This is a genomic window from Acinetobacter sp. Gutcm_16 (assembly GCF_028649355.1).
Classification (GTDB): domain Bacteria; phylum Pseudomonadota; class Gammaproteobacteria; order Pseudomonadales; family Moraxellaceae; genus Acinetobacter; species Acinetobacter johnsonii.
The window spans coordinates 131347-151590 of record NZ_JAQSUV010000024.1 but is presented as its reverse complement, the minus strand read 5'-3'; the positions used below and the strand labels follow the sequence as shown (position 1 = coordinate 151590).

18 protein-coding genes are annotated in these 20244 nt (G+C 40.8%); 6 read left to right on the top strand and 12 right to left on the bottom strand.

Annotated features, from left to right (window positions below):
• Window positions 1-118 precede the first annotated feature (118 nt).
• Window positions 119-1789 carry an FMN-binding glutamate synthase family protein gene (locus tag PTT44_RS05910; protein ID WP_168159218.1) on the top strand — a complete coding sequence of 557 codons (1671 nt, stop codon included), beginning with the start codon at window positions 119-121 and terminating at the stop codon, window positions 1787-1789.
• 58 nt (window positions 1790-1847) lie between these two features.
• On the opposite strand, the gene PTT44_RS05905 is transcribed toward PTT44_RS05910, so the two are convergent.
• Genes PTT44_RS05905 through PTT44_RS05890 form a run of 4 tightly spaced genes read right to left on the bottom strand, consistent with a single transcriptional unit; the run spans window position 1848 to window position 5556 of the window.
• Window positions 1848-2879 (bottom strand): alpha/beta hydrolase, encoded by a 1032-nt coding sequence (locus PTT44_RS05905; protein WP_004696940.1) that lies wholly within the window; start codon window positions 2877-2879, stop codon window positions 1848-1850.
• Window positions 2879-3991, bottom strand: a complete 1113-nt coding sequence (locus tag PTT44_RS05900) for a YdcF family protein (protein ID WP_168159219.1) — start codon at window positions 3989-3991, stop codon at window positions 2879-2881. Before PTT44_RS05900 ends, PTT44_RS05905 begins: the two co-directional genes overlap by 1 nt.
• A gap of 4 nt (window positions 3992-3995) precedes the next feature.
• The gene (gene murB, locus PTT44_RS05895; RefSeq protein WP_168159220.1) at window positions 3996-5033 is read right to left on the bottom strand and encodes a UDP-N-acetylmuramate dehydrogenase; all 1038 of its coding nucleotides are present in this window, start codon (window positions 5031-5033) and stop codon (window positions 3996-3998) included.
• Window positions 5034-5046: 13 nt separating this feature from the next.
• Window positions 5047-5556, bottom strand: a complete 510-nt coding sequence (locus tag PTT44_RS05890) for a low molecular weight protein-tyrosine-phosphatase (RefSeq protein ID WP_151835629.1) — start codon at window positions 5554-5556, stop codon at window positions 5047-5049.
• Between the two features lie 114 nt (window positions 5557-5670).
• Between PTT44_RS05890 and PTT44_RS05885 the strand changes: the two genes are divergently transcribed.
• Together PTT44_RS05885 and PTT44_RS05880 are read left to right on the top strand one after the other, a co-directional pair.
• A complete protein-coding gene (locus PTT44_RS05885; protein ID WP_168159221.1) occupies window positions 5671-6831 on the top strand; it encodes an iron-containing alcohol dehydrogenase in 1161 nt (386 codons plus the stop codon).
• A 52-nt stretch (window positions 6832-6883) separates the two neighbouring features.
• Window positions 6884-7327: an acyl-CoA thioesterase gene (locus tag PTT44_RS05880; RefSeq protein ID WP_168159222.1), complete on the top strand. Its 444-nt coding sequence runs from the start codon at window positions 6884-6886 to the stop codon at window positions 7325-7327.
• Here the strand turns inward: PTT44_RS05880 and dnaX are convergent.
• The 6 genes from dnaX to PTT44_RS05850 all read right to left on the bottom strand — a co-directional run bounded on the left by dnaX (window position 7320) and on the right by PTT44_RS05850 (window position 14530).
• Window positions 7320-9413, bottom strand: a complete 2094-nt coding sequence (dnaX, locus tag PTT44_RS05875) for a DNA polymerase III subunit gamma/tau (protein WP_168159223.1) — start codon at window positions 9411-9413, stop codon at window positions 7320-7322. The genes PTT44_RS05880 and dnaX overlap by 8 nt on opposite strands.
• A 61-nt stretch (window positions 9414-9474) precedes the next feature.
• The gene (locus tag PTT44_RS05870) at window positions 9475-10203 is read right to left on the bottom strand and encodes a hypothetical protein (RefSeq protein WP_062032696.1); all 729 of its coding nucleotides are present in this window, start codon (window positions 10201-10203) and stop codon (window positions 9475-9477) included.
• 86 nt (window positions 10204-10289) lie between these two features.
• Window positions 10290-10745 (bottom strand): copper resistance protein NlpE N-terminal domain-containing protein, encoded by a 456-nt coding sequence (locus PTT44_RS05865; protein WP_168159224.1) that lies wholly within the window; start codon window positions 10743-10745, stop codon window positions 10290-10292.
• A gap of 71 nt (window positions 10746-10816) precedes the next feature.
• Window positions 10817-12061, bottom strand: coding sequence for a serine hydrolase domain-containing protein (locus tag PTT44_RS05860; RefSeq protein ID WP_273795562.1), 1245 nt, complete (start codon window positions 12059-12061; stop codon window positions 10817-10819).
• A gap of 74 nt (window positions 12062-12135) precedes the next feature.
• On the bottom strand, window positions 12136-12990 hold the full coding sequence (locus PTT44_RS05855) for a MaoC family dehydratase (RefSeq protein WP_168159226.1): 855 nt from the start codon (window positions 12988-12990) through the stop codon (window positions 12136-12138).
• A 148-nt stretch (window positions 12991-13138) separates the two neighbouring features.
• Window positions 13139-14530, bottom strand: coding sequence for a 3-oxoacyl-ACP reductase (locus tag PTT44_RS05850; RefSeq protein ID WP_168159227.1), 1392 nt, complete (start codon window positions 14528-14530; stop codon window positions 13139-13141).
• 240 nt (window positions 14531-14770) lie between these two features.
• Here PTT44_RS05850 and PTT44_RS05845 point away from each other — a divergent pair, with 240 nt between their 5' ends.
• A complete protein-coding gene (locus tag PTT44_RS05845; RefSeq protein ID WP_168159228.1) occupies window positions 14771-16288 on the top strand; it encodes an acetyl-CoA C-acetyltransferase in 1518 nt (505 codons plus the stop codon).
• Between the two features lie 129 nt (window positions 16289-16417).
• Here PTT44_RS05845 and PTT44_RS05840 read toward each other — a convergent pair whose 3' ends face one another.
• Together PTT44_RS05840 and aceI are read right to left on the bottom strand one after the other, a co-directional pair.
• Window positions 16418-17533, bottom strand: coding sequence for an OmpW/AlkL family protein (locus PTT44_RS05840; RefSeq protein ID WP_168159229.1), 1116 nt, complete (start codon window positions 17531-17533; stop codon window positions 16418-16420).
• Between the two features lie 217 nt (window positions 17534-17750).
• Window positions 17751-18176 (bottom strand): chlorhexidine efflux PACE transporter AceI, encoded by a 426-nt coding sequence (gene aceI / locus PTT44_RS05835; RefSeq protein ID WP_168159230.1) that lies wholly within the window; start codon window positions 18174-18176, stop codon window positions 17751-17753.
• Window positions 18177-18275: 99 nt separating this feature from the next.
• Here aceI and PTT44_RS05830 point away from each other — a divergent pair, with 99 nt between their 5' ends.
• Window positions 18276-19163, top strand: a complete 888-nt coding sequence (locus PTT44_RS05830; RefSeq protein WP_168159231.1) for a LysR family transcriptional regulator — start codon at window positions 18276-18278, stop codon at window positions 19161-19163.
• A 92-nt stretch (window positions 19164-19255) separates the two neighbouring features.
• Window positions 19256-20242 (top strand): transaldolase, encoded by a 987-nt coding sequence (gene tal, locus PTT44_RS05825; RefSeq protein ID WP_004984782.1) that lies wholly within the window; start codon window positions 19256-19258, stop codon window positions 20240-20242.
• The last annotated feature ends 2 nt before the right edge of the window (window positions 20243-20244 follow it).

Here is a 20244-nt window from a genome sequence, read left to right as displayed (position 1 = left end):
ATTTTAATATTGAATTCCCACAGCAAATAATAACGGGCGTAACAACAATTTATTACTTGTAGATGAAACAGAGACTTGGCACATTAGGTCTAAACAATCTGGAAGGATGCCCAGCCATATGTCTAGCCCTGCTCAATCCATACGTCATAAATTACTGAATACTTTCTTTTCACGGCACTCCATTTGGCTACTGTGTATTTTTATTTTTTTGAGCATTTCTTTTTTTCATTATAGCCGCACCCCTATCTATATTAATTATTTTATTTCAGACACTTTACTGAACAGTATTTGGCTGATCACAGGTTTACTGAGTCTTGTTGGCTTGCATGATGTTTTACAAAATAAACATTCAATCTTAAAGAATTACCCGATTATGGGGCACTTTCGTTTTATTTTTGAAGATTTCCGCCCTGAAATTCGCCAATATTTTATTGAGGCCGATCAAGACGCACTGCCTTTTTCTCGTATGCAACGCAGTTTGGTCTATCAACGTGCAAAAAACCAAAATGCAGATAAACCATTCGGCTCCATTATCGATGTCTATGCAGACAACTACCGCTTCATGACTCATTCACTGAGCCCATGCACACCTGCCGACCCTAAAACCTTCCGTATTTTAGTGGGCAATTCGCAATGCTCACAACCTTATAGTGCTTCTATTTTCAATATTTCAGCCATGAGTTTTGGCAGCCTGAGCGCCAATGCCATTCGCGCTTTAAACAAAGGAGCACAAATGGGTGGTTTTTACCATGATACTGGCGAAGGCAGTTTAAGTCCGTACCATCTTGAGTATGGAGGCGATATTGTTTGGGAGTTAGGCAGTGGTTATTTTGGTTGCCGTACTCTAGATGGTCAATTTGACCCTGAAAAATTTGCCGTTCAAGCCAAACGACCTCAAGTCAAAATGATCGAAATCAAGCTATCTCAAGGAGCAAAACCCGGTCATGGAGGGATTCTACCGAAAGATAAAATTTCTGAAGAGATTGCTGAAATACGAGGCGTCAGTCGTGATCATGACTGTGTTTCTCCCTCAAGTCACTCTGCCTTCAAAACGCCAATTCAGATGATGCATTTTATTCAAAAACTGCGTGAGTTATCTGAAGGCAAACCTGTCGGTTTCAAGCTGTGTATTGGTCAGCCTTGGCAGTTTATGAGCATTGTCAAAGCCATGCTACATACCCAAATTATTCCTGATTTTATTGTGGTAGATGGCTCCGAGGGCGGGACTGGTGCAGCGCCTATCGAGCTGATAGATAATATGGGCGTACCACTACGTGAAGGCTTACTTTTTGTACACAATACACTGGTCGGTGCTGGTTTACGTGATCAGATCAAAATTGGTGCCAGTGGTAAATTGGTCAGTGCCTTTGATATTGCCAGTACCATGGCAATTGGTGCAGATTGGGTGAACTCTGCACGAGGGTTTATGTTTGCGGTGGGCTGCATTCAAGCACAAAGTTGTCATACCAACCAATGCCCTGTTGGTGTTGCAACGCAAGACAAAGAGCGTCAAAAAGCACTACATGTGCCCACCAAAGCCGAACGTGTACTACATTTTCATGACAACACATTAAAAGCACTTTCGGAAATGATTGCTTCAGCGGGCTTAAAACATCCAGCAGAAATTAAAGCACGCCATTTAGCACAGCGCATTAATGACCGAGAAATTCGAAACTATGCGCAGCTACATTTTTGGTTAAAAGATGGTGAACTGCTGTCTTGTGAAAATAAAGATGAAGAGAACTTCTATTTCCGTATGTGGAATATGTCCAAATTAGAACATTTCTAAATAAAAAGGAGGCTGATAAAGCCTCCTTTTTATTTTCGATAAGAGAAATCACAGAATGTTAGTAATATCCACTCGATGAACCCTGCGCATGTAAAAAGGCTGGGATTAGACCTGTTAATGCCGCACGAATATCCGAACGCTCATTGATCAATTGATGTGAACCCTCCTCCAACATCAATAAGGTCTGTAGGCGGAACTTTTCACGAATAAACTCAATGTTATAACGCCAGTCTACCGTCTGATCCAAGGCACCTTGAGCTAACCAAACTGGAATACGACAAGCTGGGCGCTGCTCCATTTCCAACATCCATTTGGACATAGCCAAAATCCAGTCCATACCCATCATGCGAGGTTGTAGTGGATCTTTTAAACGAACAAAACGTAAGAACTCAGGGTTATGGTTATTCCGCCTAAAATGACGCGGCACTTGACGTTTAATTCGACGAATGATGCCTAATCCAACTGAATTATGCCACCAAGCGGATTTTGCAGGTCGAATGAGTGGCGACAACAACAAGACACGTTGTACATAAGGATTTTCACGGCGTTCGGCAAACTCAAGCAAATGATGCATCAAAATTGCACCACCCGTGCTCTGCCCTATGCCTAGCCACGGTTGCGGTAGCTGTTCTGCATGTTTGACATAACGTACCACAGCATGTAACACATCTTGATAATGATCAAAATTTTGAATATTCGCAGGTGATCCATCACTGAGTCCATGCCCCGGAAGATCATAGGTCAATACACTAAAGCCTTGTTCAAGCAACTCTTTAATAATAGGTTGATAAATTCCGCTATGCTCTAAATAACCATGCAACAGACAGACTGAACCTTTGATTTTTTCAATTTTTGGTGCAAAAACTTGGACATGCAGCTTAAACAAAGGCATTTGAACATAACCTTGCCAGTGATCACAGTCCAATGCATCTAAACCGTATAAACGACGATAAGATACCATCTCCACCGATGCCTCATACGGCTGGTTTAGATTCAAAGGCATTAAAAGCTGCGGTGTTGTCTCACGACTTGGCACAGGAAGTTCAAGTTGTTTGAGTACCGAAGGATTTAAAAAAGGAAGTTCAGGCATTATGGAATCTCCCGACAGTCACTCGAACCCAACAGTACATCGCGTATCGTTGCGAGCATTTCATAATTGGCACGGCGACTATGATCATAATTTTGTTCACTTGGACGCCATTGGGTTAATTGGGTCGGCATTGGCGCCTCTATCGGCTGTGTTTCGATACCATTTAAAGCAAATAAACGGCGTGTACGTGGCATATGATATTGATCTGTAATTAAAATCACTCTAGGTGCGCCACCTTTTTTCTGCAACAGCAAAGAGCTAAAGCGCGAGTTTTCGCAGGTGTTCATACTACGATCTTCCAATAGTTTCGCATCGACGCCACGTGCCTTTAACCATTTTTGCATATACGGGGCTTCGACACCGCTAAGCACAATGGGCAACTTAAACTGTTGTTCTACTTGTAAAGTGGTTTCAAGACGTAGTCGCGTATATTCATTCACCACAATATCTTTACGGTTTTTGTCTAAAGTTAATCCACCACCCAAAACGACTATGGCATTCGGCATGTTTAATGCCGCTTTTCTCTCTTCATTTTGTGCATGTATTTGTGCGATGTCCTGATAGATTTGTTCATCTATCGGCTCTTCCTCTACAGTCTCAACTTTATGTGTTTTTAAAAAGTCGAGATAATGTTCCATCAGGGCTTTATTTTCTTTGCTATTCAGCTCTAACAGTTCTTTGACATTTTCAGTCGGGTCAACCTCAGAACTTGCCTCCTCAACCACCAAAGGAATTTGAGGCTTTTGCTCTTTTTCTTGTTCTTCACGCTGTTCAGAAATAATCAACTCTTGCAGTGCTTTATAACGTGCCTGAATCGTGGTTAGGTTTTGCGAATTATGTTCTTTGATTTGCTCTTCCATCAACTGTAAGTACGCTTGGCGGGCAATCCACAAATCAGAACCCGGTTCTAAGCTTTCTTGCTCACTGAGTGCTGCCATTTTTTGACTCTGTGCTGCAACTTCATTGACATCTACAGGGACAAAGGCATTCAATGTCGCCACGATCAGCTTAGAATAAAAAGGCGTATAAATAAAAATCATTAAACAGCCGAAAAATGCAAACAGCACCGAAGTGATTTGCATTAAACGTACCATTTTATGGGTTTTACTCATACTCTTAATGATCCTGATGAGATTGGATGAGACCCGCCGAATTAAAAAGCACAGGCTCAGGTTCCAACAAAACTTTAAATTTATTATACACATCCTGCTGTACTGCACGGTATGTGCTCTGTACATCATTCAAATCTGCATTGGCATAATTGACTAAAACCAAGGCTTGTTTAGCAAACATCCCGACAACACCGAGCTGCTTACCTTTCCAGCCCGATTGATCAATCAACCAACCAGCTGCAATTTTAACATCACCATTCAGCTGCGGATAATGTGGCAATTTTTCAAAATGTTGGGCTAAAAGGTCATAAGCTTGCTGACTAATAATTGGGTTCTTAAAAAAACTGCCTACGTTAGGAAATTCTTTAGGATCAGGCAATTTACTTTGACGAATCTGAATCACTTGTTGTTGTAAATTAAAAGCTGTTAGCTCATCACCCACGGCTTGTTTTAAGTCACCATAGCTAATTTTCAAATCTTCTTTTTTCAATAACTTAAAAGTCACATGTGTAATCACATAGCGATTTGGATCATCTTTAAAAATACTATGACGATAACTAAATGCACAGTCTTTAGCTTGAATATCGCTAAATGTTTTCAACTGTCGGTCATAGACTTGCACGCTTTCGATGAACTCACCGGCCTCTACACCATAAGCGCCAATATTTTGTACAGGAGATGCGCCCACGAGGCCCGGAATCAATGCCAAATTCTGTAAGCCAAATAAATGGTGTTCTGTCGTCCAAAGCACAAAGTCATGCCAAACTTGACCCGCACCGACCCGTATAGTTTTGGTATTCGCATCTTCAGACAGGTTTTCTACGCCTAAAATGTTCATATGCACAACCAGAGCATTAATTTGTGCAGGAAGCAGCATATTACTTCCACCAGATAGAATCATGACATTCAAAGCGTGTTGCTGTGCATAATCCAATGCTTCTACAAGCTCATCTGGACTGTGAATTTGAACATAATGAGAGGCTATCGCATTTAAGCTTAACGTATTAAAAGGTTTAAGCTGTTTTTGTGTTTCGATTTGCATGCACGAACCTTAATTACTGTTCAAATTGTTGTTTAAAAATACTGATCCACGCTTGGCTGCTCGACTCACATTGGTCAAGAACACGTTCAAAACCATCAAAGCCACCATAGTAAGGATCAGGTAATGCTTGCTGCGGATACTGCGCGTCATGTTCAGACATGAGTGCAACTTTAGCGCGGAGAGGTTGAGCACCAAATTCAGTTTGCGCTGTTTGATACAACGCTTGAATATCATCAAAATTACGATGATCCATCGCCAAAATTAAATCGAAATGGACAAAATCACGGGTCTGTAACTGTCGTGCACGTAAGCTGGATAAATCATAGCCCCGTTTTAAAGCATGTTCTTGACTACGCAAGTCAGGTGCTTTGTTGGGATGGTAATTACTGGTTCCCGCCGAATCGATTTCGATGTTGAGCTGATGTGCATCACAAAAATGTCTGAGAACCACTTCTGCCGTAGGAGAACGACAAATATTTCCTAAACAGACACATAACACCTTATAGGGCGCTGTGAATGACATAACCACCTCGAAACAGCTTTATTTTCAAGTGTCTTATGTTAAGTTATTTAGAGGATGAATCCTATAGAAGTACAAAACAATATTGTTGGATAAGATATAAAAAAGGATGCTGATATGAACCAATTTCAATTTCAAACTGTGCCGAATATTATTTCTGGCTTAGGCAGCATTCAACAGCTCAGAGGCATTTTAACAGCACGTCCTTATCAGCATCTGTTATTGGTTACAGATGCAGGCATGTTAAAGCATCAGCTTCATCTTCCCATCTTAGAAATATTAGAAGATCTCTCGCTCACTTATAGTATTTACAGTGAGGTTGAAGCAGATCCAAGTGAACAAATTGTTTTAAATGCGGCTAATTATGCCAAAGAGCAAAAGGTAGATATCGTTTTAGGTTTTGGTGGCGGCAGCTCTATGGATGTTGCAAAAATTATTGCCATCCTGAGCCATCCTGCACAGCAGCAAAAGTTATCAGATCTTTATGGGATGAATAATGCCCAAGCACCTCGTCTACCCTTAATTTTAGTCCCTACCACTGCAGGGACAGGCTCTGAGGTCACACCGATCTCAATTGTCACCACAGGTGAAACGACAAAGACTGGAATCGTAGCACCCGTTCTTTTTGCCGATGTGGCGATTTTGGATGCAACTTTCACTGAAAACCTGCCGCGTCATATTAGTGCTGCTACAGGCATTGATGCGATGGTACATGCGATTGAGGCCTATACCTCTAAAATCAAGAAAAACCCCTATGCAGACATGTTAGCAAAACAGGCTTTAAAACTGCTGAATCAGAACCTCAGTTTGGTGCTAGAAGATGGTCGAAATTTAGAAGCTCGACAAAATATGTTAGTCGGTTCGATGTTGGCAGGACAAGCCTTTTCCAATGCTCCAGTAGGTGCTGTTCATGCGCTGGCTTATCCACTGGGAGGTCATTTTCACATTTCTCATGGACACAGTAATGCCTTAGTGCTGACAGAGGTTTTAAAGTTTAACCTCCCCCAAGCTAAGCAACATTATGCGGAACTGATCTGCTGGCTCGACCCAAAAAGTACAGGCTGTACCGATGGTCTTTCTGATCTTTTCGTCGATCATATGCAAAACCATTTAGACCGCAGTGGTTTAACCTTAAAACTCAAAGAATTAAATGTTTCTGAACACAGTCTAGATCAGCTTGCAACCGATGCCATGTTGCAAACACGCCTACTACAAAACAACCCAAGAGAACTAGAGTGGCAACAGGCACGCGAAATTTATCAAGCCATTTACAGCTAAGCCATATAATTAACTTAGGTTATTTATAAGATGATTTTTAAGGATAATAACGATGAGACAAGCTGCAAAGACACGTGACCAATTTCATTATTTTTTACCGATTCAGACACGTTGGTCGGACAACGATCTCTATGGCCATGTCAACAACGTCACCTACTATAGCTATTTTGATACTGCCGCAAATGCCTTACTGATAGAAAAAGCAAATTTTGATATTCACCAATCCCCTATTATTGGTTTAGTGGTCGACTCAGCATGCAGTTTCTTACATGAGTTGTCTTATCCTGAGATTATTGATGTTGGTGTGACTATTTCCAAAATAGGGAACTCTTCACTCACATACGAACTTGCCATTTTCAAATTTGGTCAAGAAACTGCTTCAGCTCAAGGACATTTTGTTCATGTCTTTGTAGACCGTGAAACACGAAAAAGCACCCCGATCCCCTCTGAAATGCGGAGTGCTTTGCGCCTCTACTTAAACCATGGCATTACTTAAGTTGGATATTCTGCAATTCACCATCAAAAGTTTGTACAAGGCCTTTGACCGTGTCTTCATTTTGTAGTAATTCATGCGCACGTTGAAATGCTTTTTGCTTGCGCTGCGCCTGCATGGTGTACGGCGTAATCGTTTCAACTTCTGCATATTTCACATCAAAACGCGTCTGCGGCCATTCAGCCTTGAGTGCATCTTCTAAAATATGACGTAATTGGGTGAGGAGTTGCTCATAACGCTGTGGAATCATAAACACAGACTCTGCATTAATTTGTCCAGCCATTAAACCTTGCTGAGCCAACTCTTGTACCGCGGGTGATAAGCCACTGCTTCTGAACCAGTACTCCCACTTCTCTACTGTCCACTCACCGACTAACTGCTGCGGTTGAAGTTGTAAAATATCTTGCGGCATTAAATCGACTGATGCAGATGAAACCTGTTCAAGTTGAGCAGACTCTACAATAGTAGCAACTGTTTGCTGGCTTTCATTTTCTACAACTTGGGTGTCCTCAACATTAGCAACTGAAAGCACTTCATTTGCTAAATCAGAAGACTCTGCTCGCACAGCGTCAGCTATTACTGCGGCAGGTTCAACGGATGCTTCATTTTGACTTTCTAGGTCTAGCGGTACAATTTCATCAAATAAGAAATCATCACTATTTGGCTCATCGTCATTGCTTTGTGCATTAAATTCGTCTGCTTCATCTAAATCGAACAACACTTCATCACTGGAAGGATCGAAAACGATTTGATCAGATTGCTGAGATGAGTCCACTGATGGTTTATTATCTTCGACGCTTTCTGAAAGATCGACATCATCAAGTCCAGGCTTAAACTCAGGTTCTGCATTCTGAGTTATTGCAGCATCTTCAAATTCTACTTCAACATCTGCAATTTGAGCATCTTGCTGCAAAGTCGTTTCTGGATCAGCACTCGGTATTACCGCTTGATGTACAGATTCAACTACAGCGCTATTCGTCTGAACTACCAGTACTTCATTCGGTTGTAATGGACGGAACGCCAACATGCGCAGCACTGACATTTCAAAGCCTTGCTCTTGGGTGACTGCTAGCTGTAATTCAGCACGCCCTTTACATGCAATTTGGTAATAAAGTTGTAAGTCTTGTGCAGCAATTTGCTGAGACAATTGCATGATTTTTTTATTAATTTCAGCACTATATTTGAGACTAAGTTCTGGCAAATATTGTAATAGAGCCAACTCATGTAAAGTCGAAATCAGCTGATCCAAAACTAAAGATACATCCAGTGCTTGCTGGCGGAATTGCATCAGCAACTCACTCACCCGTTGTTTTTGGTTTTGATGTATCGCAAGGATCAGATCATAAATAATGGTACGGTCGATTAAACCCAACATTTCTTTGACATCTTGGTGCTGGATAGCACCCTGACCGTAAGCAATTGCCTGATCTGTCAAAGAAAGTGCATCACGTAATGAGCCTTGGGCAGACTCTGCAATTTGCCAAATCGCATCTTGTTCGGCTTGGATGTTTTCTTTATTTAAAATATTCCCCAGATGCTCAGTAATTTCATCTACAGCCAAAGGGCGTAATGTAAATTGCAAACAGCGCGAGATCACAGTAATTGGGAGCTTTTGCGGATCTGTCGTTGCAAAAAGGAATTTTACATGTTCAGGTGGTTCTTCCAATGTTTTGAGTAAAGCATTAAAAGAATGCGTAGACAGCATATGTACTTCATCGATCAAATAGACCTTAAAACGACCTTGCGTCGGTGCATAAGGAACATTATCTAAAAGCTCTCGCGTATCTTCAACTTTAGTCCGTGATGCCGCATCGATTTCAATTAAATCAATAAAACGGCCTTCATTCACGGCGGTACAGGTTGGGCAAACTTCACACGGTGTTGAAGTCACACCTGTTTCACAGTTCAAGCACTTCGCCAAAATACGGGCAATGGTGGTTTTTCCAACCCCACGCGTTCCTGTAAATAAATAAGCATGGTGCAAACGTCCTCGCTCCAAAGCACTGGTTAGCGCTCGAGAGACGTGGTTTTGACCCACTAGCTCATTAAAATTGCGAGGACGATATTTCCGTGCAAGTACTTGATACATGTATGCTCCTTTTTATAGGCCTAAGCATACTGTTTTTTTGCCAAAGAGTGAATGGAGTGAGTTAATTTACAATCGAAGATCCAACAATCTTTTCTATTTGATCACTTTGTAAAACATTAAATTCATATTTAGAATCATTTTGATAAAATACTATTACTTTATCCTGATACATATCCAAAAGCTTTACTTCATTCCTCTCCCCCTTTTCACTTTTCATAAAGACAATAGGAGCAGTATTTATATAAGCGATTTTGATTTCTGCATTTAAAGCAGTTGTACAGATAAGAATAAAAACAAGGCTAACTCTTCTAGTTATATTATTTAATTCTTTACTAGAAACAGTTTTTAAAAGTGATCCCCAAGTAAATGCTGTCCAAAACATTACTTCTGTTGTAATAAGAAAACCAAACTTTTGAAAAGCAACCAATACAAAATAAAGTAAGACTATAGAAAAAACTGCGTAACCACGAACAAAAGACTTTCTCTTCTTATCTAATAAATTCTTTATTGCATCCGCATTATCCTTATAAAGAATTTTTCTTTTTTTCATGCAAAGTTTAATAATAAGCTTATAAATAGCTTCAGATGCAAATGCTCCTAGAATTAAAATTACTACAAGCGCTAAAACTCTCAGAACTTCAATAAAAAACACCGATGGTGGTAAAATAGATAGCAACCAAAGTGCATCTAACCTATAGTAAAAATAGGTTTGTGAAGCCATTGTAACAACAAGCGCTACTGCCGAAATAGCAGCAATAATATCTGTTAGGCTAGATTCCTTAAATTTCATATTTTTACAAGCTAATTGATTATTTCCAAATTATCCAAAAATTCTCAATATTTCAACAATTAAACTAAGAGCTAGCCATTTGAAAATTAAGCCTGTTTCACTAAAATAAAATCACTCTGCATTTGATATTTTTTTCCAGTCACATCTTCACGTATTTCTAGAACACGGTCTTCTAAATCGACATAAAGTAAGTTTCGCGTGGTTACGTTCACCAACTCAACCTTGTGCTGATCTTGAGCATTAAAACGAAGTGCTCCAGTCAAAGTTTCGATTTCATTATGACCACTCAAACTTTCTCGTTTTAGGGTGTAAGTCATGTTTTCATGCAGCTCAAGTGCAACTGCCATACCTGGACAGTCTTCACAACGGGACAAACATCCCATACACGGCGTTGTCCCCTGATAACTCCCAACCCACGCAGGAATAATCTGCTTTTGTTCTGCCACTTGGAGTTTAGACTGATCATGTTGCGTTTGATTCGCCTCGGAACAACCTAAGAGTAATCCTGTAGCAACCAGCGGGATAAGAATGGGAGCCTTCATGTCACAAATATTCAAAACCTAAACCGCGACGAACATAACATATTTTAGACGATGACTAAATCTCCGGCCTGTCAAAACCAACCTTTTTTACCTTTTAAGATCGCATCTACGCAGCGTAAACTTTCTTGGCTCAAAGCCCAAAGACGATAATCCCCAGTTAAAGAACCTGTAGCAAAGTTATGTGTATAAGCAAAACTTAAGCCTCGCTCACTATCGCCCCAAGCCCCTGAACCATTAAAGCCCATATGACCAAAACCCTGCTCTGCGGTTTTTCCTAAGGTTAATATACGGTGATACCCCAAGCGCCAATGCATAGGTATCGGCATCACGCGATCTCGATAGCTATATTGCACTCGACTCAATTCAGAAAATACATCTGGACGAATCAACTGCTGACCTTTCCAAATCCCTTTTTGAGATAGCATCGCATACACTTTGGCTAAACTATTGGCTGTAAATACACCATTTGCTGCGGGAATGATCGCCTGAATCGCATCATCATGGTAAAAGCTGACCTTTTTCATGCCTTTGGGAATCATGCCATCCTGAAAATCTTGTGGATCTTGCCCTGACCACTGCATCGCTTTATCTAGCAATGAGACTTTACGCACCTTCGTTGGACTTTTTTGATTTGGTTGGATAGATACAGGACGAGTAATGGGCCTCGCAATACGTTTTAATTCAGCACTGGGTGCACCAAAGTAAGCCCCATCTAGCTCAAATGGCTTAACTAAATAGGTTTGGAAGAGTTCAGTTAAAGGTTTCCCCGTTGCTTTTTCCAAAGCACCACCGACTAGCCAACCAAATGACAAAGGTTGATAGGCAGCATCTTCACCAATTGCAAAACGTGGTTGCGCCCTTTCAAATACATCTAACATATGTGCCCAGTCCAACATCTCTGTTGCATCGGCAATGTTATTACGAATATCAAATAATCCACTTTGATGACTCAGCACATGTCTTAGCGTCATCTTTCCTTTGCCATTTTGGGCAAACTCAGGCCAATAATCCGCAATCGGTTGGTCGTAATTCAGCACACCTCGACTGACTAAAATATGCGCCAAGGTTGCGAGCACGCCTTTGCCTGTCGAATAACACACCGACATGGTATTGGCCTGCCAAGGAGAATCTACCGCTGCTAAACCCGTATAGATATCGACAATTTTTTCACCTTGAAAATATAAAACACAGGCTGCACCACCATATGCTGAACGAGCATCCTGTAAGCGGCTAAAGAGATGGGCAACACTTTGAAAACGTGGGTCAACATAGCCTTGGTAATGGTTCGGATTCGCTTGTAAATATTGTTTTAAAATTTTCATTTACACATCCTTGTATTTTTAAGCTGACATAAAAAAGCCCAGTGTAATCTAAACTGGGCTTTTTAAAATTATAGTGCTTTGACCTGTCCCGTCACATGCGGTTTTTGGTTCTTACTATTTCGAATGAAGAAAGCCGTATTTACACCTTCTGTCGCGGTCATAAAATCGACTGTTGACGGCAAATACATCGGCAGTTTAAACCAAACATCCGCCTCATAAGCATCAGGCAATGTGATCGAAGCTAACGCTCGCGCCTTACTCCACATGCCATGCGCAATGGCCTGTTTGAAACCAAAAGCTTTTGCTGTTACCGCATGAATGTGGATGAGGTTGAAGTCGCCCGAGGTCATTGCATAACGACGGCCTGTGTTTTCAGAGACTTCCCAGACTGCATTCGGCTGATAATCTGGAGTCGTTGCTTCAACTAATTTTGGTGCTGTTTTACCATCGGTCTTTTGACGTGCTAAATACGTGGTCAATGCTTCAACCACCACTTCATTGCCAACTTTCACTGTGGTAATAAAATCAAATTGAACACCTTTATCATGTGGCTCAAGCGCGCCATATTTACATGATAAAGTGAGGGTTTCATTGACACCAACTTTACGCATTTGTTTGACTTGATTGCGAATATGTACCAAACCTAGCACAGGAAATGGAAACGGCTCTTGCCCCATCATGTGCATTTGTAGGCTTTGCGATAATACGGCCAAATAAATCGCAGGAATATAACCATTATTTTTAAAGCCACACACTTGGTTATAAGCTTTCAAATGCTTTTGATCGACGTTAAAAGAATCCACCACATACTCAACCTGCGGTAAGACTTTTTCACCTTTTGGTTTTTTAAAGATCAAACCTTGAATGACTTTCGGATAAGCCATATATGGTTTTGGAAGTTGACTAAAATGGCGAGTCTTCATACTGAACCTTTGAGAAGTTTTTATTTCAATATTTTTTGAAAGCACCTTCTCCCTCAGGGAGAAGGTTGGGATGAGGGAAAATGCCATCCCATTTATAATATAAAGAATTTACCCCCCTCTAAACGAGAGATAAATTCAAGCTTTTAAATTAAGCACCCAACAAGCTTTGACCACAAACGCGTACCACGTTGCCGTTTAAACCAGTCGATGCTGTCGCTGCAAATAAAGCAATGGTTTCAGCAACATCTACAGGTAAACCACCTTGGCTCATCGAGTTCATACGACGCCCTGCTTCGCGGATTGCAAATGGAATCGCAGCAGTCATTTGCGTTTCAATGAAACCTGGCGCAACCGCATTGATCGTAATGCCATTCGTCAACGTTGGAGCAGTAAATTTAACCACACCAATGACACCTGCTTTCGACACAGCATAGTTGGTTTGACCTAGGTTACCCGCAATACCTGAAATTGATGATACACAAACAATACGACCATTGGCATTTAAACCCTCGTTCGCAAGTAAATAATCATTCACGCGTTCAATCGCAGACAAGTTAATGTTAATCACCAAGTCCCAAAGCTCAGGCTTCATATTTGCCAAAGTTTTGTCACGAGTAATACCTGCGTTATGCACGATAATATCTAATCCGCCTTGAGCAGCTGCCACAGCTTTGATTTTTTCACCTGCATCGTTTGCTGTGATATCAATTGCCAGTGTTGAACCACCAATCTCACCTGCAACACGGTCAAGATCTGCTTGTTGCTGTGGTACATCTAAACAAATCACATGCGCACCATCACGTGCCAAGACATGTGCAATCGCTTCACCAATACCACGGCTCGCACCTGTTACTACAGCCGTTTTACCTGCCAGTGGTTTAGCCCAATCTACATCTACAACAGCAGCTTTAGATACGCGAATCACTTGACCAGAAACATAAGCAGAACGTGGAGATGCTGCAAAACGTAAAGTTGACTCAAGATTTGCTTCTGCACCTGCATCCACATAAATCAAATGTGCTGCAATCCCCTTTTTAAATTCTTTACCGACAGACTTCACGAAGCCTTCAAGCGCGCGTTGTGCAATCGCTTTTTTCACGCTACCCGCAGTTTCAGGTGTCGTACCTACCACAATCACACGACCAGAAGCAGCCACTTGACGTGCGATAGGATTAAAGAAGTTATATAACTCATTGAGTTGCTCTGATGACTCAATGCCAGATGCATCAAAAATAACAACTTTGAATTTAGACTCTTTGTCGCCTGCATTAAATGCACTTAAATTTAAGCCCACTTTAGCCGCAGCTTGCTGTAACTGTGCATTGTTACCTGCATAGCTATTGGCATGAACATTTGCCAACACTTGCGCAATTGCACCAGATAATGAACTGTTTGCTGCTGCACCCAGTAAAACAGCACCTTTAATAACAGGTGTTGCTGACTCAAAACGGTCTAAAAAAGTTGGTGCAGGTAAACCCAAATTTTTAATGACAAATTTACCAATCGGAGATTTTGCGAATGTTTGGTATTGATCAGTCATGTTTTTATCTCTCATACAAATTAATTGTTGATGGATTCAAAGATATCCTTTTAACTTCAAAGTGATGTCTAGAGTCTTATATTTCAATAGTTCCATCGGTTTCTATAGAATCATACTTGAGTTATAGATGATATGTCTTGACCTGAAAGCCTGTTGCAATGTCATTCTAGTCAATTCAGCCCTTTTTATAATATGCTAATGTACACCCTAAGAATAGATTAACATGCTTGGAAAAGCCTTATGAGCAAAACAACTCAAGAAAATCCAGCAGTGGAAAATTCTGCTACGGAAGCTGTGTCAAATACATCAAAAAGTACATCTCGTAGAACTAAAAGTACTGGCACAACAACCCAATCAGTAAATAACACGACTAAGCCGACTCGCACCCGTGCTGCGTCAACTCGTAGTAAAAGCCCCGCTTCTTCTACAAATGCTTCAAAACCAAAAACTCAAACTGCTGTTCAACAGGATCAAACCATGAGTCAAAACACTGTTCGCCGCGTGGCTATTATCGGTGGTAACCGTATTCCTTTCGCTCGCTCAAATGGCGCATATTTCACCGCTTCGAATACAGATATGTTCACAGCAGCGCTAAACGGTCTTGTTGAACGTTTTAACCTTCAAGGTCAACGCCTTGGTGAAGTGGTTGCTGGTGCGGTACTTAAACACAGCCGTGACTTTAACATGACCCGTGAATGTGTACTAAACACTGCACTTGCACCAGAAACACCTGCTTACGATATTCAGCAAGCATGTGGTACTGGCTTACAAGCAGCTTTCTTAGTTGCCAACAAAATCGCACTGGGCCAAATTGAAGTGGGTGTTGCTGGTGGTGTAGATACGACTTCTGATGCACCAATTGCGTTTGGTGATGGTTTACGTAAAGCATTGCTTGAACTCAACATTGCAAAAACGGGTAAAGACCGTTTAAAAGCTTTAACCAAAATCAACTTAAAAGACTTGATGGATGCGCCGAAAAATGGTGAGCCACGCACTGGTCTTTCTATGGGTGATCACCAAGCTATTACTGCGCTTGAATGGGGTATTGCACGTGAAGCACAAGACGAACTTGCTGCATCTTCACACCAAAAAATGGCTGCGGCTTACGAAGAAGGTTTCTTCGATGACCTAATCACACCATTCTTAGGTTTAGAGCGTGACAACAACTTACGTGCTGACTCTACTGTTGAAAAACTTGCTAAGCTCAAACCAGCTTTTGGTAAAGGCGATGCGCGTACCATGACCGCGGGTAACTCAACACCACTTACGGATGGTGCGTCTTGTGTGCTTTTAGCATCTGAGGAATGGGCAAAAGCAAACGGTCACGAAGTGCTTGCTTACTTAACCTTCCAAGAGACAGCTGCGGTTGATTTCGTTGAGAAAAAAGAAGGCCTATTGATGGCACCTGCTTATGCAGTTCCACGTATGCTTGAGCGTGCTGGCATTAAACTTCAAGACTTCGACTACTACGAAATTCATGAAGCATTTGCATCGCAAGTTCTTTCAACGTTGAAAGCTTGGGAAGATCCAAAATTCTGTAAAGACCGTTTAGGTTTAGATGCTCCACTCGGTTCAATTGACCGCACTAAACTCAACGTAAAAGGTTCTTCACTTGCAGCAGGTCACCCATTTGCTGCAACTGGTGGCCGTATCATTGCTACTGCTGCGAAGCTGATCAACCAAAAAGGTTCAGGTCGCGTACTGGTTTCAATTTGTGCTGCTGGTGGCCAAGGTGTAACGGCAATTATTGAAAAATAATTAACTGTTTTCACTTTTGAAAAAAAGACCTTTGGAAATTGTACTTCCAAGGGTCTTTTTATTTTTTATAGCTGAAATGAAACATTATGGTTAGAAAAAGCATTCCTAAATGCTTTTTCACTGATTAGATTAAAAACGATAACCTACGCCAAGGTAAGTAATTAAGGGATCGATATCAATTTTAGTAGAAGAATGAATTAAACGATTCCCTATATTCCTATCTATAACATCAATCGTCGTTTTATTATTTAATTTTGAATATGAAACAGACGCCACGCCGTACCAATTAGAAGTTATGTCATATGTTGCACCAAGACTTACGATTGGAGCAAAGGCATCTTCAGATTTTACTTTTACATAAGGAGATGCACTTGATTGCCCCCGATCTAGAGCGGCTCCAGCTTTCCCATCTAGAATATTTTGAATCATATGGCCTGCTGCCACTAAGTCAGCCTTGGTTTCTCCATTCACTTTAATGCTACCAAAATGTGCATACATAATGCCTAAGCCAACATATGGGCGGAATTTATTTATCCCAGACTGACCAAACTGATATTGTGCTTCAAATGCAGGAGTCCAAGCACGGACTGTCGCAACTTTAGACTTACTTCCTAAATTTGTAATTGGAATATCTTGTGCTAAAGGCAAATCAAGACCTATACCTGTATGGCCTATACCTGACATAGGCGCTAATATTTCTCCTTTTCCTTTAATATCGACTTTTGGCGGTATTCCTCCAATCAGCTGTAATGAAACATTATCATTTACATAATAATTCATCATTAAACCGAGCGTATCTGCATCTTGAACTTCAAGGCCGCTCCCCCCAGCTGTCCATTGCTCTAAACCGTATAAGTCTGCACTACCTGACAAAGCATCTTTTAAATAGACCTCATCTGTACCATTCATATTTTTTAGCTCAAAGAACTGGCTCAATTCAGGTTCGTTCGGATTTTCTTTATACATATCTCCAAGCATATTAAGAATACTTTTCATAGCATCTGCATTTACATCCGAAGGATCAATTGAATTAACAACAGCATTCAATGAGACCGATCCAATATTTGCATTCTTACCATTTGCAATTGGAGTCGAAATATTAAATGGATTGGCCTTTCCTTGAGGCATAGCATGTAACCACCCCGCAGAAACAGAAAACCGTTTAAAACTTCCACCTGTAGCTGAAAAGCCTGACTGTGTAACACTTAGTAAAGCTATAGATACAATTAAAGCGCCTATTTTCATCGTCTAACTCCTTGTACGATATATTTTTTATTAAGTTTTATAAAAACACTTCTTTGTTTTTATATTTAGAAGTTATGTAATAAATGGAGTTATTTACATGGTCAAATTGTGATCATTTTTTATCTTTTGTTAAAATATAAAGTATTTAATATCAATAAAGGCCTTACTTTATCAGATAAGGCCTTTATGACTAATTAATGGATTTTTTAATTAATTATTAATGATATTTTGGTTTGTAGCCTAACTGTTCTTCTAGGCAGTCATAACACCACTGGAAAATAAAGGTATAAACCAAAATACACATGGTTAAACTAAAGTCGAGCACGATAGCTTGCCAAATACTCATTTGCATTGCATATGCCACCATTGGGATGGTTGCCAGCATCAAACCACCCTCAAAACCAATCGCGTGAAGAACACGCACACCGATGGTTCTTTTTAGCTTTCTTTTCGCTTCAAACTTTTCAAAAAAATGGTTAAACACCATATTCCATATGACCGAAGTGACAGCCATGGCAATACCGAGTACACCTGTGACTTCTAAAGGCATATGGAATATGAAACTTAAGGCAACAGCAATGATCACCAATAGGATGATTTCATAGCTGAACGCATGAATAATCCTTCTTTTGGAAATCAACATTTTTAATTACTCTTTCATGATTGGATATTGGCTATTTTATTTTTATAATATTGATTAATCGAGTTAGGTTCTTTCAATAAAACTGAAAGATAGAAAATTATGAATATCAATCAAGAGCAACTGATTATTTTTAAAACCGTGATTGAGTCAGGCTCATTTTCAGCTGCTGCACGCAAGCTGGGCAAAGTACCATCGGCCGTAAGTATGTCAATTGCTAACTTGGAAATAGACTTAAACCTACAGCTCTTCTTACGCGAAGGACGTGAGCCTACAGCAACAGCACAAGCCATGACTTTGTACGAAAAGACCGAGCAACTGTTGACCGAAATGAATCAATGGAAACAGCATGCCTATGCCCTAAGCCACGGTTTGGAGTCCTCGCTCAACATTGTAGTGGTATCGGAACTACTACATATGCAATGGATCGACTACATCGCAATATTAGAAGCCGAATTTCCCAGTCTACAAATCAATATTTTTTCTGCACCTCAAGAAGACGCACAGAAAATGTTACTCAATGGCACAGCACAACTGGCACTGATGTTTGAACGTGAACAACTTGAAAGTAGCGAACAGTTTGTAGAATTAAAACTCGAGACTTTAGTTCCCGTTGCCAATAAGGACTTTACTCTGGCGAAATTTTCACAAGTCAGCTTTGAACAAATCCAACACAGTCGTCAAATCGTAGTTGCCAGTCGCGATAAAAGCATTAAGCCAGAATTGCTGTATTCCAAACAGTATTGGCGGACAGACAACCATCACTCAGCTTGCGCCTTAATCATGCAAAACTTTGGTTGGGGTGTTTTGCCCTTAGAAATGTTGAATGAAAACCCTCAGCTCAAAAAACAACTCAAAATATTAGATCTGATAGATTTCACCCCCAAGTTTGAATATTTTGTAGACTTGGTCTGGAGTCGCGAAAGTGAATTGGGCGCGGCTGCGCGTTTTTTAATCCAACACATCCGAAATCAGCGTAAAAAAGTATAATAACTGCTGTTAAAACGTCCGAATCCACTTGGGTTAAAAGCAGTTTGTGTTATAAATATTTTACGGGTAATAACTTTAAGAACGAACGATCAATGACACAAACCGCATTAAACCAATTAAAAAGCTTAACCACCATTGTTGCCGACAGTAGCGATTTAGCGGCGATTAACCAATTTCGCCCGCTCGATGCAACCACCAATCCTTCTCTAATTACAGCAGCTGCAAGTCAACCTGAAAATAAAGAGTTGATTGAAGACGCTTTCGCTCAAGCCAAAGCGGAAGGCTTCGAAGATGACTTACTTATTGAACGTACGATTGACATTCTTACCGTCAAATTTGGTGTTGAAATTCTCAAGTTGATCGAAGGTCGTGTTTCCACAGAAGTGGATGCCGCGCTGTCTTATGATACTAATGCCACCATCGAAAAAGCCAAAGAGCTGCTGGCGCTATATAAAAACTACGGCGTAGATCAAGATCGTATTTTAATTAAAATTGCTTCGACATGGGCAGGCATTCAAGCAGCGAAAGTGCTGGAAGCTGAAGGTATCCATACCAACTTAACGCTTTTGTTTGGTGTGCATCAAGCACATGCTTGTGCGGAGGCGAATGTCACTTTAATCTCACCTTTTGTTGGACGTATTTTAGATTGGTACAAAAAGGCCGAAGGCGTGGACAGCTATCCCGTTGAAAAAGACCCTGGCGTACTGTCTGTGAAGCAAATTTACCAGTTCTATAAAGCACATGGGGTTAAAACAGAAATTATGGGCGCAAGCTTCCGGAGTATTGACCAAGTGTTGGGACTAGCCGGCTGTGACCTGCTGACTGTTGCACCTAATTTATTGGCTGCACTTGAACAAGACACGCGTGAAGTCAAAGCACAACTGTCAGCAAGTGATATTGCACCAGCGACAACTGCACTTAACGCACTCGGTGAAACTGAGTTTAGAGATCAAATTGAACATGACCTCATGGCAACGCAACTGCTACAAGGGGGGATTGATGGATTTATTAAAGCTCGTCAACAACTGAACACACTGTTACGTCAGTCTTTTGGTTTAGATGAAGAAATTTCAGCTTAACT